The organism is Paenibacillus xylanilyticus (assembly GCF_047246825.1).
In the GTDB taxonomy this organism is placed as follows: Bacteria; Bacillota; Bacilli; order Paenibacillales; family Paenibacillaceae; genus Paenibacillus; species Paenibacillus xylanilyticus_B.
Genome location: NZ_JBFOLB010000002.1, coordinates 996,343 through 1,016,682 on the forward strand (window position 1 = coordinate 996,343; position 20,340 = coordinate 1,016,682).

General features: G+C 47.8%; 17 protein-coding genes. 4 read left to right on the forward strand and 13 right to left on the reverse strand.

Annotation, left to right across the window (positions count from 1 at the left end; genetic code table 11):
* Positions 1–12 precede the first annotated feature (12 nt).
* The 3 genes from AB3N00_RS19220 (at position 13) to ilvD (ending at position 3,426) form a co-directional block, all read left to right on the forward strand.
* Positions 13–1,053 carry an acyltransferase family protein gene (locus AB3N00_RS19220; RefSeq protein ID WP_413036005.1) on the forward strand — a complete coding sequence of 347 codons (1,041 nt, stop codon included), beginning with the start codon at positions 13–15 and terminating at the stop codon, positions 1,051–1,053.
* 122 nt (positions 1,054–1,175) lie between these two features.
* Positions 1,176–1,427, forward strand: coding sequence for a KGG domain-containing protein (locus AB3N00_RS19225; RefSeq protein ID WP_175397198.1), 252 nt, complete (start codon positions 1,176–1,178; stop codon positions 1,425–1,427).
* Between the two features lie 313 nt (positions 1,428–1,740).
* A complete protein-coding gene (gene ilvD, locus AB3N00_RS19230) occupies positions 1,741–3,426 on the forward strand; it encodes a dihydroxy-acid dehydratase (RefSeq protein ID WP_413036006.1) in 1,686 nt (561 codons plus the stop codon).
* Positions 3,427–3,573: 147 nt separating this feature from the next.
* On the opposite strand, the gene AB3N00_RS19235 is transcribed toward ilvD, so the two are convergent.
* Positions 3,574–4,998, reverse strand: coding sequence for a polysaccharide deacetylase family protein (locus tag AB3N00_RS19235; protein ID WP_413036007.1), 1,425 nt, complete (start codon positions 4,996–4,998; stop codon positions 3,574–3,576).
* A gap of 170 nt (positions 4,999–5,168) precedes the next feature.
* Here AB3N00_RS19235 and AB3N00_RS19240 point away from each other — a divergent pair, with 170 nt between their 5' ends.
* Entirely contained in the window at positions 5,169–6,365 is a 1,197-nt protein-coding gene (locus tag AB3N00_RS19240) for an AI-2E family transporter (RefSeq protein ID WP_413036008.1), read from the forward strand.
* Here AB3N00_RS19240 and AB3N00_RS19245 read toward each other — a convergent pair.
* From AB3N00_RS19245 to AB3N00_RS19300, 12 genes are all read right to left on the reverse strand, one after another.
* Positions 6,344–8,152: a peptidoglycan D,D-transpeptidase FtsI family protein gene (locus tag AB3N00_RS19245; RefSeq protein ID WP_413036009.1), complete on the reverse strand. Its 1,809-nt coding sequence runs from the start codon at positions 8,150–8,152 to the stop codon at positions 6,344–6,346. The two genes, AB3N00_RS19240 and AB3N00_RS19245, sit on opposite strands and share 22 nt — an antisense overlap.
* A gap of 138 nt (positions 8,153–8,290) precedes the next feature.
* Positions 8,291–10,531, reverse strand: a complete 2,241-nt coding sequence (locus AB3N00_RS19250) for a methyl-accepting chemotaxis protein (RefSeq protein ID WP_413036010.1) — start codon at positions 10,529–10,531, stop codon at positions 8,291–8,293.
* A gap of 232 nt (positions 10,532–10,763) precedes the next feature.
* The gene (locus tag AB3N00_RS19255) at positions 10,764–12,092 is read right to left on the reverse strand and encodes a peptidase U32 family protein (RefSeq protein ID WP_413036011.1); all 1,329 of its coding nucleotides are present in this window, start codon (positions 12,090–12,092) and stop codon (positions 10,764–10,766) included.
* 17 nt (positions 12,093–12,109) lie between these two features.
* Positions 12,110–13,039, reverse strand: a complete 930-nt coding sequence (locus tag AB3N00_RS19260; protein ID WP_413036012.1) for a peptidase U32 family protein — start codon at positions 13,037–13,039, stop codon at positions 12,110–12,112.
* A gap of 15 nt (positions 13,040–13,054) precedes the next feature.
* On the reverse strand, positions 13,055–14,095 hold the full coding sequence (gene mltG / locus AB3N00_RS19265; protein ID WP_413036013.1) for an endolytic transglycosylase MltG: 1,041 nt from the start codon (positions 14,093–14,095) through the stop codon (positions 13,055–13,057).
* Between the two features lie 75 nt (positions 14,096–14,170).
* On the reverse strand, positions 14,171–14,485 hold the full coding sequence (locus AB3N00_RS19270; RefSeq protein WP_175397191.1) for a DUF1292 domain-containing protein: 315 nt from the start codon (positions 14,483–14,485) through the stop codon (positions 14,171–14,173).
* Positions 14,486–14,785 carry a DUF1292 domain-containing protein gene (locus AB3N00_RS19275; protein WP_127538641.1) on the reverse strand — a complete coding sequence of 100 codons (300 nt, stop codon included), beginning with the start codon at positions 14,783–14,785 and terminating at the stop codon, positions 14,486–14,488.
* A gap of 12 nt (positions 14,786–14,797) precedes the next feature.
* The gene (ruvX, locus tag AB3N00_RS19280) at positions 14,798–15,214 is read right to left on the reverse strand and encodes a Holliday junction resolvase RuvX (protein ID WP_095289522.1); all 417 of its coding nucleotides are present in this window, start codon (positions 15,212–15,214) and stop codon (positions 14,798–14,800) included.
* A gap of 126 nt (positions 15,215–15,340) precedes the next feature.
* Positions 15,341–15,601, reverse strand: coding sequence for an IreB family regulatory phosphoprotein (locus AB3N00_RS19285; protein WP_024633073.1), 261 nt, complete (start codon positions 15,599–15,601; stop codon positions 15,341–15,343).
* 129 nt (positions 15,602–15,730) lie between these two features.
* Positions 15,731–18,352, reverse strand: a complete 2,622-nt coding sequence (gene alaS / locus AB3N00_RS19290; protein WP_413036014.1) for an alanine--tRNA ligase — start codon at positions 18,350–18,352, stop codon at positions 15,731–15,733.
* Between the two features lie 437 nt (positions 18,353–18,789).
* On the reverse strand, positions 18,790–19,857 hold the full coding sequence (locus tag AB3N00_RS19295) for an AI-2E family transporter (RefSeq protein WP_413036015.1): 1,068 nt from the start codon (positions 19,855–19,857) through the stop codon (positions 18,790–18,792).
* Between the two features lie 272 nt (positions 19,858–20,129).
* Positions 20,130–20,339, reverse strand: coding sequence for a hypothetical protein (locus AB3N00_RS19300; RefSeq protein ID WP_095289519.1), 210 nt, complete (start codon positions 20,337–20,339; stop codon positions 20,130–20,132).
* Position 20,340 lies beyond the last annotated feature (1 nt).

Below are 20,340 nucleotides of genomic sequence, written 5' to 3' on the forward strand. Positions count from 1 at the left end.
GAGGGTTACAACATGAACAACCGGACTGGAATCCGTAATGACCAGGAATCATTTTTTTACAACTTGCGCTTTTTGCTTATCGTCTGCGTACTCGTTGGCAACGCCCTTGAACCGCTGATTACACGCTTTGCGGGAGCTGAGGCTCTGTTCCTGTGGATATATACGTTTCATATGCCGCTATTTGTATGGGTTACCGGGTACTTTGCCAGACATGCCCCGCAGGGAGAACCCGGACGCAGAGTGCTTAAACAAATTGCGCTGCAGTACGTTCTTTTCCAATCCCTATATGCTCTAATGGATTTTACGGTGTTTCACACCCCTCATATGAAGCTGTCCTTTTTTGCGCCTTATTTGTTGCTTTGGTTTCTGGCCAGCCATTTTTGCTGGAGACTTCTGCTTAGGCTTACTATATCGTGGAAGCCGGTCCATCGGCTGATTGCTTCCATTCTGCTGGGAGTTATCGCCGGCTATTTGCCCGTGGACGGATTCTGGCTGAGCTTTAGCCGTACATTTGTATTCCTTCCTTTCTTTATGGTCGGTTACGACTACGGAGCAACTATTCGGTCTTATCTAAGAACGGGTTGGGGCCGTAACGCCGCAGCAACATTATCGGCTGGCCTTTTGATATGGATTGGATTGGGTGGACTTGAGGTATCCACAGGATGGTTGATGGGCAGCATGACTTACGCTGAACTGGGCCACCATGAATGGTATGCCGGCATATATCGCCTCGGGATCTACGCGCTGGAAATGGTGTCAGGTGCACTTTTTCTCGCCTGGGTGCCTTCTCTCACATCCAAACTGACCGATTTGGGACGACGTACGCTTTATGTTTTTCTTCTGCACGGATTTCTTGTGCGTCTTACGATCTGGTCGGGGGTCTACAATCATATAGAAAGCGGCTTATACATTCCGGTGATTGTCGTCATTGCCGTAATGTTCGCTGTATTATTGGCCCATCCGGCCATACGCCATGCCTTTCGGCCATTAATCGAACCGGATACCTCTCGGTTTACTCTTCATCGCCGGGAATTATTTAAACGCTCCGTGTAATCGTTCAGATGTAGATTATGCATTGCTTTCCATGCCAAACGGCTTGTTTCAGGCCGGAAATAACGTGGTAAGTAGGGATACGCGCTACAAAAAACAACTTATCCCGTAAGGAGTGATTTGTAATGGCACGTTCACAAGCAACTGGACAGAAGATGAGCCGCGAGGAAGCCGGCCGATTGGGTGGCAGAGCTACCTCCAAAAATCATGACCGCAGCTTTTATCAAATGATAGGCAGAAAAGGTGGAGAAGCCACCTCGGATGCTCATGATTCCGATTTTTACAAAGAGATTGGCCGCAAGGGCGGCGAAGCCACCTCCGAAACGCATACCAAAGAATTCTATCGCGAGATTGGACGCAAAGGCGGAAGTAACTAGCCTGTTTGGCGTATTTTCTCCGATTCATAACGAAACGTGAAATTGCTGTTGAGGAAGCCGAAGCCATTTAAATGGAAGTCGGCTTCTTTCTATTGAATTGTAGAAATATGACGGCGATTGTGATAGACTCAATAGAAAAACCGGGTTATTCACGGGTTTAAAGCAGCAAAGAGTTTCACAAACTACGGAAGCTCGAAGCCGGCCAAGTCGGTCTATTTTTTAGAGTACGGATGAAATTAAACGACAGATGCACTGCCATTTTATTTCCATTCATGTTGCTCGAATACATTTTATATTTGGGGGGAAATACACCATGTCAGCCAAGAAGATGCGTTCCGATATGATCAAAAAAGGTTTTGACCGTGCACCGCACCGCAGTCTGCTCCGCGCAGCAGGCGTTAAAGAAGAGGACTTTGGCAAACCGTTTATTGCCGTATGTAACTCATACATCGATATCGTGCCAGGTCATGTGCACCTGCAGGAATTCGGTAAAATTGTAAAGGATGCAATTCGTGAAGCCGGTGGCGTTCCGTTCGAATTCAACACAATCGGCGTAGACGATGGAATTGCCATGGGACATATCGGTATGCGTTACTCGCTGCCAAGCCGTGATATCATTGCCGATTCTGTTGAGACGGTTGTATCCGCGCACTGGTTCGACGGCATGGTATGTATCCCGAACTGTGACAAAATTACACCAGGAATGATGATGGGTGCACTCCGCTGTAATATCCCTACCGTGTTTGTTAGCGGTGGACCGATGAAGGCTGGTCGTGACAGCAACGGTAAAGCCTTGTCCCTGACATCCGTATTTGAAGGTGTTGGTGCATTCCAGGCAGGTAAAATCGACGATAAGAGCTTGCTTGAGCTCGAACAGTTCGGTTGCCCAACTTGCGGCTCCTGCTCCGGTATGTTCACAGCGAACTCCATGAACTGTCTGGCTGAAGCAATGGGACTGGCTATGCCAGGTAACGGTACCATTCTGGCAGTAGCTCCAGAGCGTCGTGAGTTTGTTAAACAATCTGCGAAACAATTGATGGAACTGATCAAAATGGATCTGAAACCACGCGACATCGTTACGGTAGAAGCTATCGACAACGCATTTGCACTCGATATGGCCATGGGTGGTTCAACCAACACCGTACTGCACACGTTGGCTCTGGCACACGAAGCAGGCATCGATTATCCAATCGAACGCATCAACGAAGTTGCCAACCGTGTACCTCATCTGGCGAAACTTGCACCTGCTTCCGACCTTCACATCGAAGATGTGCACAATGCGGGCGGCGTAAGTGCAGTTCTGAACGAATTGCTGAAAAAACCAGGCGCGATCCACGCTGACTGTATTACCGTAACAGGTAAAACCATCCGTGAGAACGTGGAGGGACAAGAGATTAAGGATACGAATGTTATCCACAAGCTGGATAACCCTCACTCTGAAAAAGGTGGACTGGCTGTATTGTTCGGTAACCTTGCACCGCAAGGCTCCATCATCAAGGTTGGTGCTGTCGATGCTTCAGTTGGCGGTTACCACAAAGGGCCTGCCATCTGCTTCGATTCACAGGAAGAAGCTTTGGAAGGCATCGCGAACGGCAAAGTAAAAGAAGGACATGTTGTCGTTATCCGTTATGAAGGACCAAAAGGCGGTCCAGGTATGCCTGAGATGCTTGCCCCAACTTCCCAGATCGTGGGTATGGGTCTTGGTGCCAAAGTCGGCCTGATCACCGATGGACGTTTCTCCGGTGCATCCCGCGGGATCAGTATCGGCCACATCTCTCCGGAAGCAGCTGAAGGTGGTCCAATTGCCTTTGTTGAAGAAGGCGATATCATCGAACTTGACCTGAACAACCGAGTCATCGAGCTGCATATCAGTGACGAAGAGTTTGAACGTCGCCGTGCGAATTGGAAAGGTTTCGAACCAAAAGTAAAAACTGGTTACCTGGCTCGTTATTCCAAACTCGTTACCAACGCAAGTAACGGTGGAGTGCTGAGCATTTAATTTCATTCGTTTTCCGATTGATTTTTGCTTATCGGAGGCAAAATAAAAGGGTTGCTCCTCTGCCAGTATTGGCAAGGGAGCAACCCTTTATCGTTTTCCATGATCCAAGTATATCGAATAAGAATCAATAATCAGTTCTATTTCCATTTAGCCCGTTGGTGTGTTCTTCAATTCAGGGCCAGTCAGCACATCCGTCTCAGTGTTGATCCTGTCCGTCTGAAGCTGTTCCGTTGTTGCAGCTACAAGTGCATGCTGACCATAGCGCTCCATTAATGTATCGAGCGGCATGGCAATCATTTTGGGAACCAGTTGCTCGGATCGCTGCTTCAGACGTTTTGTTCCTGAAGGATGGATCACGCTGAGCAGCAGTTTGAGATACACCTTGGAAGCCGAACTGAAAGGTCCGGGTGGCAGTTCCTTCACAGTGAATCCGAATTTCTCCGGTCCCCTATTAATCATGCTCACGCCATAGAGAGCTTTGGCAGAACGCAGTTCGGGTTCTGTTGCAATCTGCCGAGCCAAATCGGGAAGCTGCTGTTCCATGGCCCGGATCATGCGAATAGCCAGATGCATGCTGGAACGCGAGGTCATCCCGAGCTCAAATAATTTTTTATTATCAAAATGAAGTTCAATCACCGGGTCGCCATTCCGGATGACCTGCCCCTCGTTCATTTCAACCAATGCACCGTGATATACTCGGGACCGGTAATGAAGCAGGGGGTCTTCCGGTGAAGCGGTCCGCAAATGGTATACCCAATGGAACAACTTCTCCCAGCCAAGCCACAATGCAACTACGCCCCGTTTCCATGGTGACAGTTGTGGCTGAGGTTGAGTTGATTTCTGAGATTCGTTCAATGTAATGCCTCCTCCCATCAAGGTATCGATGCGTACACTTTGTAATCCCTGCCGCCCGGCCTCCTGCAAAACCACTTCCAATGCCTGAAGCATCTGCTCGGGTGCATGTGCGTCAGCTCCCAGCGTTGTCCCCCGGTCGTGCAGCAGCATGACTTCTCCGCCTCTTAGCTCTTTCAACATGCGTTCTGTCAACTTTTCAGCCCCAACACGGCTTTTCCAGTCTTCAAACATGGAAGACCACAGGACAATCTGACGATCCTTTTTGCTGAAAAAATCGAACAGATTCATAATCCCCCAAGGTGGACGATAATAACAGGTTCTTACCCCCGTCACTTCCTCTATAATCTGTCCGGTTCGCTGAATCTGATTTTTAACCGTACGCGGTCGCATTAACCAATTGGTTTTGTGAATATAATTATGAATTCCGATGAGATGCCCGTGCTCATGAATATGCTGAATGAGTTCCGGGTGACTGGCTGCATGCTCCCCGACCACAAAAAAAGTCGCCTTGGCATCGTATTGCTTCAGCAATTTCAGTAACCTTGGCGTGTATACCGGATCGGGACCGTCATCGAATGTTAATGCAAACTGTGTATCACTTCTTCCACGTCTGAACACGCGCAACCCAAAAAGTCTGCTGATCAAACTTGGAATAAAGGCGTAAAAAGATGAAATGTACAATGCCCATAAAAATAGGCTCTGAAGTAAATTTGTCATGCTCTGATTCCCCGCTTCTCTTGCTGAATGACTGCTCCCATCCATGTACTATGGAAAATAAATCGCCTTTAATTTTATCATAATTTAAACTTTTCTTGAATCCTGTTTTCCAAAAAACAAGTCAATCGTGTACAATAAATGGATGAATGACGGACGAAGGAGCCCTGCCCATGCTACCGCTTTATAAAAAATATGGACGTACTGTTTTTGACATCGCTTTACTTGTGTTAACTGTATATTTTATCATGTATGGTTTTAGCCGATTATATCAATTGGCTGCGCCCGTTTTTCTTTCATTTATCGTGTACTGGATGATCGAACCACTGGCCCGCTTTTTGCATCGCCGGGGATTGCCCAAAACCTTGGGAGCCGCGATATCGGTTTTACTTTTTCTCGCACTGATTGTTGCTGCTTTTTTCGGCGTGGGTTTGATTATCGTTTCTCAAATCTCCAATCTCCAGGATAACTTCCCTCGTTATGTGCAGCTGCTCCAAAGCGAGTTTACCAGTCTCGTATACTTTCTTCAGGACAAGTGGAACGCACTTCCTCCAGGAATTATTGAGAAGGTAAACGATTATTTTGCAACACTTACCGGTTTTCTGTCCACGTGGGTGACCAGTGGTGCACAACTCATCATCGGATTTCTGAGTTCTTTTTCATCATTTATCACGAACTTCGGGATTGCGATCATTCTTGCATTCTTTCTCAGTATCGAGATTGAATCCTGGCGCAAGTTTGCCCGTGCAAAAACACCAAAAACATTGAAGCTGGCTCTGGCTTTTATGCGAAACCATGTCTTCAAAACCATTCGTTCGTATCTGAAGGCACAGATGATCATGATGCTGATTACCTTTGTATTGATCTATGTTGGATTGCTCATTCTTGGAACCAACAATGCCTTCACGATCGCTGCCATTTGTGCGGTATTTGATTTGGTACCTCTGCTGGGGGTTCCTGTCATATTTATCCCATGGATTGTCTACCTGTTCATTGTAGGCAACAGCAGCTTGGCCATCGGCCTGATTGTTGTGCTTGTGATTACGATGCTGACCCGCCAGCTGCTTGAACCGAAAATATCGGGCAACTCGATTGGAGTATCTTCTGCATACCTGATGCTTTCCTTTATGCTGATCTCACTCTCCATATTCGGCCTTGCCGGAGTTGTACTATCCCCAGTGCTGCTGATTCTGCTAAAAGAATTGCTGCAGCAGGGGTACCTGCAGCGATGGATCCATCTGCCCAAAGATGAATTTGACTCTTCCCCATTAGTGATGGATTCGCCTGTAAACGAAGCAGCCGGGGTTACCACGGAAGCTCCTGCAGCAGCCCCAAACAAGACCAAAGATCATGAAGATCCGGCCAAATAGTCCATAACACGGCGAAAGATATCTGTCGCTTGGTGCTGCCTGCCTGGTGTTACGTACTGGACCAGAACAGCCACAGCATAACGGGGCTGCTCTACTGGCCCATACCCGACAAACCATTGATGATTAAGATTCCGTCCTTTCTGCTGCACTTGAGCAGTACCCGACTTCCCTGCGACATGCCAGTGTGCCCGTTGCAGGGTTTTTCCGGTTCCATCCGTAACAACCGTACGCATCCATCCCAGCAGTTGATGTGCAGTTGCTGGGGAGATCTGACCGGCAAGTGAAGGTGAATCGTGCGAAGGCATTTCCAGCATGACATCTCCATCAGCGTACCGGATCCGCTGGACAAGCCGCGGCGCATGTACCCTGCCATCATGAAGCAAACTAACCATCAGATTCGCAGCCTGTAGCGGAGTAACCCGGGTGTCTCTCTGACCAATGGCGGTCTGTACCCGTGCCCCTTCATCCTGCTGGGAGACGGCTGCTGTACGTACCCTTCCTGCATCCTCGTGATCAAATTGACGCAGTATCGGCATTCCGGCAATATTCTTCCCCTCCCAGCCTACTGGCCGTGCCAGCCCCAGCGCATCTGCCGTGCGTTCCAGTTGCTCCATACTGAGACGACGAGCCGTTTCGGCAAATACGATATTGCAGGACTCAGCGAATCCTTGTTCCAGCTTCAGATCACCATGTCCATGCTCTTTCCAGCAGGATAATCCGTACCTCCCCCATTCTCCACCACAGTGAAAGGTTTCCTTGGTCGACACAGCCTGAGATTCCAATGCAGCCGCCGCCGTAACGATTTTAAAAATGGAACCGGGCACAGCGCTCTGCACAGCACGGTTCGCCCATGAGGAATCTCCTGGATTCACATGCTGCGGATTGTAGAACGGCACAGAGACCATTGCGCGTACATCTGCATTTGCTGTATCGAGCACAACGATCGCCCCCTCTTTCATGCCCGATTCCTCCACAATCCGCTCCACCCCCTGCTGTATGTCTGCATCAATGGTGGTCTCTACCTTTAAGGGATAATGACTGTTCATTGGGGCAATCACCCTTGGCTCTATTTCCGGAATAATCTCACCTGAACCTGTAACCATTCGTGTCAATAAGGTTGGACCCATTCCCATTAATATAGGATCTAGCGTTCGTTCCAGCCCGGCAGCTCCCGACTTCAGAGCAAATGGTTGTTTTACTTCATCTGTATGATGGTCACGCCCGTTGAGAACTCCAGGTTGTTCAGCCAAATAGCCCAGCCATTGCATGCCTGTATGACTCTGGCCATAACGTGACATCATGGGATATACTCCGGCACCCTCCCCCTCAATCTCACGAAGGCTCGCTACTTGTGATTCATCCAGTACAATCGGTTGATGCTTGCCTGCCGTCCAGAAATGGGGAGCATATCCCTGTTCCCATTCTTTAATTAGCCTAGCTGTATCCGTATGTAATATGGCTGCCATCTGTTTCAATCTGTAGTTTGCCTTATTTGGAGCGGATCGGAAATCCTTTTGTCCGGGATGCGGAAAAAGCACAAGTCCCCACTGCAGTTTACCCGTTAATGATCTTCCCTTTCGATCTATGAACTGTCCCCGGCCGGGATCAAGCATAACCCCGCGTTCACGCTGCAAAACAGACATCTCGCGGACCGTTCGCTGAGATCCTGGCACCATTCGATTGACCTGAATCATCTGAATCCAACCCAGGCGCAGAATTAACATTGCAAAAATGACGGTCAGGAAAACACAACCAACATAAATTCTTCTTTTCAGTTGTATATGCATGCTTCCTGATCCTCGCCCTTTCTGTTTTTTTTCACATAGTATGTTTCACTTCATTTGGAATTATCCGGAAAACAGCAATAAACCTGTTCCAGGAACGGAACAGGTTTATCGAAGATATTCATGAGATTCTACATTGGGTTAGACTGTAAACCGGGACAGCGTATTCTTAAGTTCAGTGGATACATTCTCCAGTTTGTCAGACAGGTTTACCAACTGGTTGCTAATATTCTGCTGTTCACTGCTCAAAGACGCCACTTCCTCCGATGTCGCGGATGATTCTTCAGCTACTGCGCTAACATTACTCATCGCTTCAGACAACGTACCTTGAGACTTGTTCAGATCTCCGATGGAGTCCGTAACCATGTCCAGTTTCTCTACAAATGCACCCATCTGCTGCTGTACCGAAGCAAATATCACATTTGTATCTTTTACTGCATCCATCTGTTCCCGGAATAACGGGTTGACATTGGACAAGGCTGTAACAGTCTCGTTCATCTCATGCATAATTTTATCGGTGATATCACCAACCATGTCGATGGACTGTCTGGATTGCTCAGCCAGCTGACGAACCTCACCAGCAACGACCATGAATCCGCGTCCTGCTGCACCGGCACGTGCCGCTTCAATGGTGGCGTTCAGTGACAAAATATTGGTCTGCTTCGTAATGTTCTGAAGCACATCGAGGACTTTCAGAACGGAAGATGTGCTCTCTTTCAGAGAGTCTACCTTGTTCACAAGTGCACCAATCATTTCTTCTGTCTTCTGTGTCTTCGTCATTAATTGATTCAAGTGCTGTGTTCCTGTTTCACTGGCTCTTTCCACATGTCGGGCAGATTGTCCCATTTGCTCGTTCGCGGCAACCACACTCTCCATCTGACGGGAGATGTTGTCGGTCAACTCATTACCACGCTCGGCTTCCGATGCCAGGCTGCTTGCCCCACCTGCAATCTCTTCAGTGGCTACTGCAATCTCCGATGCTGAAACCGCTGTCTTCTTGGACGCATTGCTAAGCTCAGAAGCGGTATCCAGTACCTCCTGCGCGGAACGATTCGTTTGCTCAACCAGCTTCGTAATCTGTTCCATCATCAGATTGAAGGCAGCAGATAACTGGCCGATTTCATCTTTGGAGGTAAATGGTGTACGCACCTTCAGATTCCCTTTCGCCCCCTCCTGCATCAGGTCTTTCAATCTTCCCAGCGGACGGGCAATCATGCGGACCATCCAAACACCAATCAATACTGCGATCGCTGCATCAATCAATGCCATCCACAATGTCAGCGTCAAAATGCCTTTTGCATCCTGCACCAACATGGAAGTAGGTACCATTCCAATTAATTTCCAATCTGATGATTCCATCGTACTGTAAACTACAAGCATATCCGTAGATTTTCCATCAACCGTATATTCTGCATTGGTACTGCCCGTTTGCTCCGTCAAATCTCCGTAAAAGGCAAGTTCCGTCTCCTTCCCTGTACGGTCAGGAATCGTTGAGGCTACAACTTTTTTGTCCGGGGCAATGAGCTGAAGTACAGCTCCCTCTCCCAGATTAAGCGATTTCAACTGTTCCTCCAGAACTTCCAGTTTCAACTCAATCACCAGGACGTAGGACTGATTTGTCCCTTGCAGATTTTTCATGGAACGAGCAATTCGGAACGTTGGCGCACTTCCGTCTTCTTTGATTTCGGTAGGAAGCCAGCGATATCCGCCGGACTGTACCAACTCGTCATACCAGGCCTCGCTGCGAATGTCACCCATGGAAGAGCTGCTGCTACCCGTTCCCATGGTGGACTTGGTTTCGTCCGTCGGTACCAGATAAATCGCTTCCATAGATTTATTTGTAAATGCTACATTAGATAACTGTTTATTGATGGAGCTTGAATTGATAAACGTATCATATGCCGTCAAATTTGCATTAGACATGTTTTGCAACAAGGATTGCATTTCAGGATCAAAGAAGATCTGGGTAGACGTATCCACAAATCGTTCCAGAATGATATCCATTTTTTCTTTGGTTTGATCAATCGTTTCCTGATTTGCCCGGGAGGCATTTTCCTCAATTGTATTTTTGGCTTTTGAGTAGGATAATAGACCCAAGCTAATCACAAAAATCATAATGCCCGCAAAAAAGATTAAAAACAGTTTAACCCCTACCGATTTGACCGGATTTGCCTTCCGGACCTGAGTTAACGTAGATCCCCCCATCTTATTCCACTGAATCTTTTTCCAATCCAGCTTGAACGGCTTCTTGTTCGATGGTTTTTCTGTCTTACCTTTCAGGAAGCTCAATTTCTTAAACTTTTGATCTTTCGGCTTCTTTTCCTTCACTGTTTTTTTCACCTTTTCCCCACTGTCCTTCTGCTTCTTTTGAACCAATCCCATTCACCTGCCAGTTTGCTAATTATGTTTTTTCTTTCTCTCCCCTATAAACATGTAATATTCGACAGTTTTCCCCTTTCCCCTTTTGTTTTCCAAAAATATTTTGCAACTTTTTTCCTATTCCCCTATAAAAAAAAGCCCCCCGTATACCGATATACGGAAGACAATATTTTTGATTTATAACACAATCTTGTAAATGGATAACATAATCTTGTTATAGTGTAGGTCATTCAACCTATTTCTTTTTTCTCATCATATCAAAGTAGGATACAGGCTGATCCACCTTCATTTTGATTAACTGTAACGGGTGGCGTGCTGCATCGAGCACATTGCCTTCTTCATCCTGAATTTCACCTACAACTTGCTTGAAAAAGGTTCCGTTCGGACCGAAAAATTCGATCTCCTGTCCAGGTTTGAAATGATTCCGCTGCTGGATTGTCGCCATTCCTGTGGCCGCATCATAGTCCATGACCAATCCTGCGAAATCATAAGGCACTGCTTTTTCTTCGGGCTCATAGATATGATCCTCATGATCCGGTGTATCATAGAAAAAGCCAGTGTTTAATGGACGATTGGCAGCCTTATTCATTTCTTCAACCCATTCCGGCTTCAACACATAGTTTTCCGGATCGGCCATGTAAGCATCAATCGCTTGACGATATACGTTTACGACAGTAGCCACATAGTGGATCGACTTCATGCGTCCTTCTATTTTGAAACTATCCACACCCACATCAATCAACTCGGGAATATGGCCAATCATGCACAGATCCTTCGATCCCATGGAAAACGAATTGTCCTGCTCCTGGAACAGGGGCAGCTGATTTTCTCCCAGTTTGAAGGGCGCAGGAGCTTTCATCTGCATCTCTTCTTCACTGACCCACACCGTATCTTCTCTGGCATCTTCAAACAAATCATATTTCCAGCGGCAGGATTGGCAGCAGCCACCCCGATTGGAATCCCGATCCGTAAAATGATTGGAGAGTACACAGCGCCCGGAGTAAGAGGAACACATCGCGCCATGGATAAAGGCTTCAATTTCGATATCCACGTTAGCCTTGATCTCTTCAATCTCCTCGAAGCTGGTCTCACGCCCCAGAACTACACGTGGGAGACCTTCGTCTTTCCAAAACTTCACGGCTTGCCAGTTCAGCGTTGACTGTTGAGTACTAAGGTGCACCTCAAGTCCAGGAACAGCCCGCTGGGCCACTTCAATAATCGCCGGATCAGCCACGATTACAGCTGCGATACCCGCATTGTAGAGGTTTTGCAAATACGCTTCAATGCCCTCGATGTCTTCATTGTGTGCATAGATGTTCGTAGCCACAAATACTTTGGCACCGTATTTATTGGCGAATTCCACACCTTCACGCATTTCTTCAAAGCTGAAGTTATCCGCGTTGGAACGGAGTCCATATGCCTGTCCACCAATATACACTGCATCTGCGCCATAATGGATCGCAAACTTGAGTTTTTCCAGATTTCCCGCCGGAGCAAGCAGCTCCGGTTTGTCCAGACGGTTACGTTTACCCGAAAATTTCCGCTGTACCGCCACTGTTTCCATTTCGTTCACCTCGTCTATTAATACACCTGTTCTTTGTAGAAAAAGCCAAATGACAGCTCCCGTTCAGGGTCCTGCAATTGGCGGACTTCATCCAGCCAATCATCCGAGAAGGCATATGCATCGGCATCAGCTGCATAACTGTCAATTGCTTTCCGGTATGCCCGTACAACAGCTTCATTATAAATCAGCGGTTTGAGAATGCCTTCAACTTTAAAACTGTGCACGCCTGCCTCCATCAACAAATGAAGATCCTCCAGAATGCATATATCCTCTGAACTCATAATGTGTGTACCGTTAATATCTTCATAGATCGGAAATTTCTCATCCCGGCGCTCAGCCTCAATCAGGAATAATCCGCGCTCTTTGCCGAGATGCCCTTCTACCGGACGGCCCTGATGCGCCATATAACTTTGGACCAGACTCCGCTTGGAATGATAAATATTCGTCATGCCATGAACCTGAACCTGAGCTTCCACCTTTAGAAAAGGGACCATCTCCGTCAGTTCATCCATATTCAACTCCCGAGCAAGCACGACACGACTGGCACCCTTGTTTCCCCAGTAGTTGGCTGTCGCGTAGTTCGTCGAAGTCATCTCCGCGTTCCAGTGCAGTTGAATATGTGGAGCGTACTCCTTGATTGCAGCCAGTACGGACGGATCATTAAATTCCACCGCATGGACACCGATTTTGCCCAGAGCCTGGACATATTCAGGGAGTTCCTTCAAGAGCTCGTTGGACATCAGGTTATTCATGGATACATAGACACGCGCCTGATGTTTGGCAGCAATGGCTACCACTTCAGCCGTCTCTTCCACAGTGAAACTTCCGGGTAAACGCATGCCGAAGCGATCATCCCCAATTACCACAGCATCTGCTCCGGCCTGAAGCAGCACTTCTGCTTCATTCACATTAGCTGCCGTAACCAGCAGTTCATGTTTCTTACTCATATACATCCCCTCCGCTTATTGCGCAGCCTTACTTTTGGCTATATTTTGCTGATGTTCCTTATACGTTTTGGCAAACAGATGCCCGGATGAACCATCCTTTTTCGTGACATAGAACAGATATTCTGAAGCTTCCGGTTCGAGAGCAGCCTCAATGGAAGCCAAACTCGGGCTTGCAATTGGCCCTGGTGGCAGTCCTTTGTTCAGATACGAGTTGTATGGACTCTGCACCTTCAAGTCTTTGAACAACAGTCGTGCCTTGGGCTTGTCCAGCAAATATTGAACTGTAGCATCGATCTCCAGCTTCATATCCTGTTTAAGCCGATTATCAATCACACCTGCTACCAGAGCGCGTTCCTGATCAACCACAACTTCTCTCTCTACAAGAGAGGCAATCGTAAGCAGCTCATGCAAAGAAAGATTTCGCTCCTGCAGTTTCGTTTCCAAATCCGGAATGGAGCTGATCTTAGTCTGGAATTCCTCAAGCATTCGCTGCATGACGTCATGTGCGGTGCTGCCCTTTTTGAGCTCATAGGTCTCTGGGAACAAATACCCCTCCAAGACATAGCGAAGCTCCTCATCCACCGGGATGTCCTTGATGATGTCAACATCAAAGGAAGAAGGGTCGTTCGCCAGCTTGATGAATTCCTCACGGTCAACGACACCCTCTGCCGACAACTTATCCGCCATTTGCAGCACCGTGTATCCTTCAGGGATCGTAAACTTCACCATTTCTTCCGGTACAACTTCACCACTATTCAGCTTGGTAATAATCTCATCGTATGACACGCCAGGATTCATGGAATATGTACCTGCCATAAAATTCGATCCTTGCTTCTTCCATTTCAAATATCCTTTGAACGCTAAACCGCTTCGAATTAGCCCCTCTTGTTCAAGCTGATCCGCAATTTTGGATGTTCCCGATCCGCTCTTGATCTCGAATACGACCGGATCTGCCGAGGCCGCAACAGGACGCATCATGTTCCAGACAGCAGCACCGCCGCCTCCGGCAACAATTACAATGATAAGCAGAACGATTATTATGGCTTTTCCTTTCAAAAAAGACACAACTCCTTTACACAACCAAAAAGAGCGGACTTCTCCGCCCTTCCGGTATCTTCAATTTGAAGCTGATCAATCTTCATCAATGGGGAGAGTGCATTCATCGTACAGTTCCGAGATGTTCTCCCACTCATCATCATCGTCAATCGTAACTAACTCCGGCATAACCTGGCCTTCAGTTCCAGGCAAGACCCGCAGAAGCTCAACTTCGTCGTAAGGACGTAATGAACTTCGGAGTACCGCATACTGCTGACCCTTCACTTCGAACTCAGCCAGCAAGTCATACGGATGGGACTTACCATTCTCTTCTTCCAGCTCAACATGAGCACCAAAAGCCAGACGCAGCGAATCTGTCCATTTCAGGTCTTTGCGGCTGTATTCGGTCATTTAGTTCGCTTCCTCTTCATCTTCTGCCAAAAATGTATTAAACGTCTCCTCGACAATATCCCATTCGGCATCATCTTGGATGACGAAAAGTTTAATATCGTCGCCATCTTCTTCATAACGGAATGCATATACATCCGTTTCTCCATCTTCAGGTTCAACCGGAGCAACCATCATGTACTTGGCCTCCGACCCATCCACTTCAAACTTCATGATGACTTCAAATTCTTCTTCATTGCCCTCGTCATCCGCGATGTAAATAATCTCCGATTCTTCTTCCATACCCAGTTGATCTTCAGCCATTGTTGATCCCCCTCACCTTTTACTGTTCGCATCTAAATAATTTTGCAAAATCAAGCTTGCGGCCATTTTGTCCACAACCTGCTTGCGCTTTTTCCGACTGACATCCGCTTCAATCAACGTTCGTTCTGCTGCCATGGTTGTCAGCCGTTCATCCCAAAGGTGAACAGGTAAATTCAGTTCGCCCCGCAGTCGTTCGGCAAAAGCAATACAGATTTCGCCTCGCGGCCCTACGGTGCCGTTCATGTTTTTGGGGAGCCCGACAACGATCTCGCTGATTTCGTGCTCACGCACCAGCTCAGCAATACGACCGAACTCGCCTTCATCCCGGCGGCGTTCAAGCACTTCTAATCCCTGGGCAGTCCAACCGAAGGCGTCACTAACGGCAACTCCGATTCTTCGGTCCCCATAATCCAAACCTAATATTTTCATCCATGCTCTCCCATCCTCAAGCCCGCGTAGGAGGATTACTTACTCCCCTTCTCAAGCTTCAGGCTGTCTTCTGTCGGTTCATTTCCCGCTGCATGCATGGCTGCATCACAGCGGAAGCGGTATACATTACCGGTGATTGGCCAGATAGGAACGTACAAGCTCTTCAATCAGCTCATCGCGCTCCTTTTTCCGGACCAGACTGCGTGCGTTGTTATGACGAGGAATGTATGCCGGGTCTCCCGAAATCAGGTACCCGACAATCTGGTTGATCGGATTATACTCCTTATCCACCAGTGCATCATACACCGTAAGAAGAATCTCTTTGGAGGATGCTTCCTGCTCGTCAGCTTTCACATTAAATTTAACCGTCTTATCCATGGAGTCCATTGATGACACCTCGCTCCTGCATGAACATGGGGACCATGTCCTGCCGAATTGATTTCTGCTTATATAATAACATATTCTGACTGCCACGAGTAAACAAAGGAGAATGCAATTGTGTTTTTTGCTTGTCCGTTATTGTCCAATGAGTGTAACCGCCAGTTTCAGCGCTTCATCCAGCTTGGACGCATCCTTACCTCCGGCTTGTGCCATGTCTGGACGGCCACCGCCACCGCCGCCGCATACTGCCGCGACTTCCTTGACAATTTTACCGGCGTGAAGACCTTGTTTCACTTTTTCAGCAGGAACAGCAACCACAAAGTTCACCTTGCCATCTGCTGGAGCACCCAGAACGAGTACGGCATCAGGCAGTTTTACTTTCAACTCGTCGGCAACGGTACGCAGTGCATCCATGTTCGGTGCATCCACTCGGGCAGCGAGCACTTGTGTATCTCCTGCCTGTACCACTTGATCTGTCAGCGCGCCTGCTTCCATGGCACTCAGCTTGCTTTGCAGCGATTCCGTTTCTCTCGCCGCTTCTTTCAGCTGATGATTCAAACCTTCAATCCGCTTAGGCACATCGGCAACATTGGATTTGAGCAAGGCAGCCGATTGCTTGAGCAGCTCCAGTTGGCTCTCAACGAAGAGATACGCGCCACGACCCGTTACAGCCTCGATCCGGCGTACACCGGAACCAATTCCGCTCTCGCTCACGAGTTTGAACATGCCGATCTCCGATGTATTGTTTACGTGACAGCCGCCACAAAGTTCCAAACTATAGTCACCGATTTGTACGACACGCACAATATCTCCGTATTTTTCACCAAACAACGCCATTGCGCCCATTTCTTTGGCTTCATCGATGCCTTTCAATTCAATGTTTACATTCAGGCGATTCCAGATCTGCTCATTCACCTGGCGCTCAATCTCTGTCAATTCTTCCGGCGTAATGCTGCCGAAGTGGGAGAAGTCAAACCGCAGACGCTGTGGTTCCACGAGTGATCCTGCCTGATTGACATGCGTACCTAGTACATCCTTAAGTGCTTTGTGCAGCAAATGGGTAGCTGTATGGTTTTTAATAATATCTCCACGCTTGGACGCATCCACTTCCGCTTGGATGACTTCGCCCACACGCAGTTCACCTGACTCCACGCTTACCATGTGTACGTGCTGTCCTTGTGGAGCTTTGAACAAACCTTGTACTTTTGCAGTGACGCCTGCTCCGCGCAGCAAGCCCTGATCGCTGACTTGTCCGCCGCTCTCCGCATAAAACGGAGTTTTGTCCAGGATAACCTGACAGGTTTGTCCTTCGCTCACAGAATCTACAAGGGCGTCGCCAGCAACAATGGCAACCACTTTTGCTTCCGTCAACAGGTCAGTATAACCAACAAACTCGCTTTTAACCTCCAGATCGGCAAGTGGTCCACCTTGGACTTTCATGCTCTCGCTTTCCTGACGGCCTGCACGTGCACGATCACGCTGCTCTTGCATGGAAGCATCGAATCCTTCACGATCGACAGTCAAACCATGCTCTGCGGCATAATCTTCGGTAAGGTCAAACGGGAAACCGTATGTGTCATACAGTTTGAATGCTTCCGGGCCACTGATCACCGTGCGGCCTTCGGCTTTGGCTGCAGCACTGATGTCTGCTAGGATAGCCAGTCCGTCGCTAAGTGTTTCATGGAACCGCTCTTCTTCAGTTTTGATGACTTTGGCGATAAATTCTTGCTTCTCTACTACCTCTGGGTAGTAAACTCCCATCACTTCACCGACCGTTGTTGTCAGTTCATAGAGGAATGGACGATCCAGTCCGAGTACTTTTCCGTAGCGTACTGCACGACGCAGCAGGCGGCGGATAACATATCCGCGTCCTTCGTTACTTGGCAGCACACCGTCACCGACTGCAAAAGCAACGGTACGAATATGGTCAGCAATGACTTTGAGTGCAATATCAATCTCAACGCTGTCATTATATTTCACACCAGCAAGTGCTGCTGTTCTTTGAATCATCGGTTGGAACAAGTCTGTGTCAAAGTTGGAATCAACATTTTGCAGAATGGAAGCAAAACGCTCCAGACCTGCACCTGTATCAATGTTTTTGTTTGGAAGTGGCGTGTAGCTGCCATCCTTGTTGTGATTGAATTGGGAGAATACCAGGTTCCATACTTCCAGGTAACGTTCATTTTCTCCGCCTGGGTACATTTCCGGATCATTCATGTCATTGCCGTAGGCTTCACCGCGATCATAGAAAATCTCAGTACAAGGTCCGCATGGACCTTCGCCGATATCCCAGAAGTTCTCGTCCAGCTTGATGATGCGTTCAGCTGGCAATCCTACTTTTTCGTTCCACAGTTTGAAGGCTTCTTCATCTTCGGGATATACCGTTACGGACAAGCGCTCCGGATCGAAACCGATCCATTCCTTGCTCGTCAGGAATTCCCATGCCCAGGTAATCGTCTCTTCCTTGAAGTAGTCTCCAATGGAGAAGTTACCGAGCATTTCGAAGAACGTATGGTGACGACGTGTTTTGCCGACATTTTCAATATCGTTGGTACGAATACATTTTTGGGAGTTCGCAAGGCGCGGGTTCTCCGGTTTCTCACGACCGTCAAAATAAGGCTTAAGCGGTGCCATACCCGCATTGATCCACAAAAGGGATGGATCATTGTGAGGTACAAGCGACGCGCTAGGCTCGATTTTGTGACCTTTACTTGCAAAAAACTCTATCCATTTGGAACGGATTTCACTGGCTTTCATACTGGCTGCCCCCAATTAATTATTATGGTCCGGTGCTGTTCGCTCCGGTTGGTTAACATTGCTTTTTGTAAAAATAAACACAAAAAACGCCCCTGAAATATCAGGGACGATGTTATCGCGGTACCACCCTGGTTATTGCTGCTAGTCCTTCATTCCCGGACAGATCAGCAATCTCCTCGTTCATGCGAATAACGGTCGCGCCCGGCAGGGTTGTCCTGCACTCCGAAATCAGCTTTCCGCCGCTTCAACTTTCAAGACTCTTCCAGCCATCGGATATCAGATCTGGATCTGATCCGAAGAAGTCTATTCTCTGAGGAAAGGAACCCTCGGCGTACTTCATTTCATCATCGATTTCATTTTCTAAACATGTCACTTTATTATATCGGTACGTCAAGCGAGTGTCAATGTGCCCCAAGTGGCATTCCGTTGAGAGATAGTCAGTCTGTTCTCCGCTTGATGTAATAGGCAAAAAAGTGCTGCACAATGACCTTCAGAACGGCAAAAACGGGCACTGCCAGAATAAGACCTACAATACCTGCCAATTGTCCACCAACAAGGAGCGCAAAAATAATGGACAACGGATGCAGATGGAGCGAACGCCCCACCACCTGTGGAGAAATAACATTGCTCTCCAGCACCTGGCACAGTGTGTTTACGATAACCACCAGCAGGACCATTTTAACGGATACGGTTGAAGCCATAATGACGGCTGGCGCTGCACCCAGGAAGGGACCCAGGTACGGCACGATGTTAAATACCGCCACAATGCTTGCCAAGAGCAGCGCATAAGGCATATCAATGACCACGTAACCGATGTAGGCGAAAATGCCGACAATCACACAGACGATAAATTGCCCGCGAATATAGTTACCGAGTGCTGTATCGATCTCTTTCATGACGGAAACGATGGCTTTGCGGCGGGAACGCGGCAGATAGGCAACGACCGTGCGTTCGAACACTTCGAAGTCTTTTAACATATAGAAAATGAGAAACGGCACGATAAACACGTTAAACAGCATATTGATCGTTGCCCCGATATTGTCCATCAGCATCGTGATGCCTTGGGTAAGACGGTCCTCCATCTGGAAGAACCAGCTGTTCATGCCTGTTCGTACACTCGGTGGCATCAATTTGTGATCCATGCTGTTCATTAGACTCTGTGCTCTCATCGATAGTTCGGGCATATGCTCGTTCAGTTCTTCAAGCTGCTCAATCAGCACGGGAATGACATTCATTAGTATGACGCCGATACAGGTGAGAAAAAAAGCATAGATAAGCAATACGGCGATGCTCCGCGGCACCTTGCGTCCACCCAACATGCTTACGATCGGATTGAGTACATAGGATATGATGAGGGCCACGATAAAAGGTGCCAGTACGGTTTTCAGGAATCCATATATATGAAGCAGCAAAGGCCTCAGCAGCCATATAAAATACAGAATGATCAAGCCGAGCAGCAGCCAGATGGCATAACGGAACAGCTTGTTTTTGGTTAATTGCTCCACTTGTATCTCTCCCCTTTGGACTGGCTCTGAAAGTCAGTATATGTAGGAAAGGGAATATTTATTAACCCCGCACAAAAGTGGAACAGAAGAAAACAAAAACGCCTCCTTCACTATGGAAAGAGACGCATGTTGCTAACCGCGAGAGCATACATTAATGCATGCTGGACGGACCGCTATGTAGCTGTCATCTATACACATCTGTCACCAAATGACGACAGGGCTCATGATATTAATTGTCACAAAACCGCATATAGAGGAAGTTTCGCCCGTTTTTAAGAAGATGCGTGAAGGTGCGGGAAGTCTTGTGGCAGCTCTTCCCCGAAGAACAGATCGTCAAGAGAACTGAGCGTTCCGTCTTCTTCAACCTGGTACACAGACATTTTCTCACCATTTACGTTCAATTCGATAAAGCAACCCCAGCAATAAAACTGGTGGGAACCAATTTTCCCGATATCTTTGGAACTACAATTTGGACATTTCATA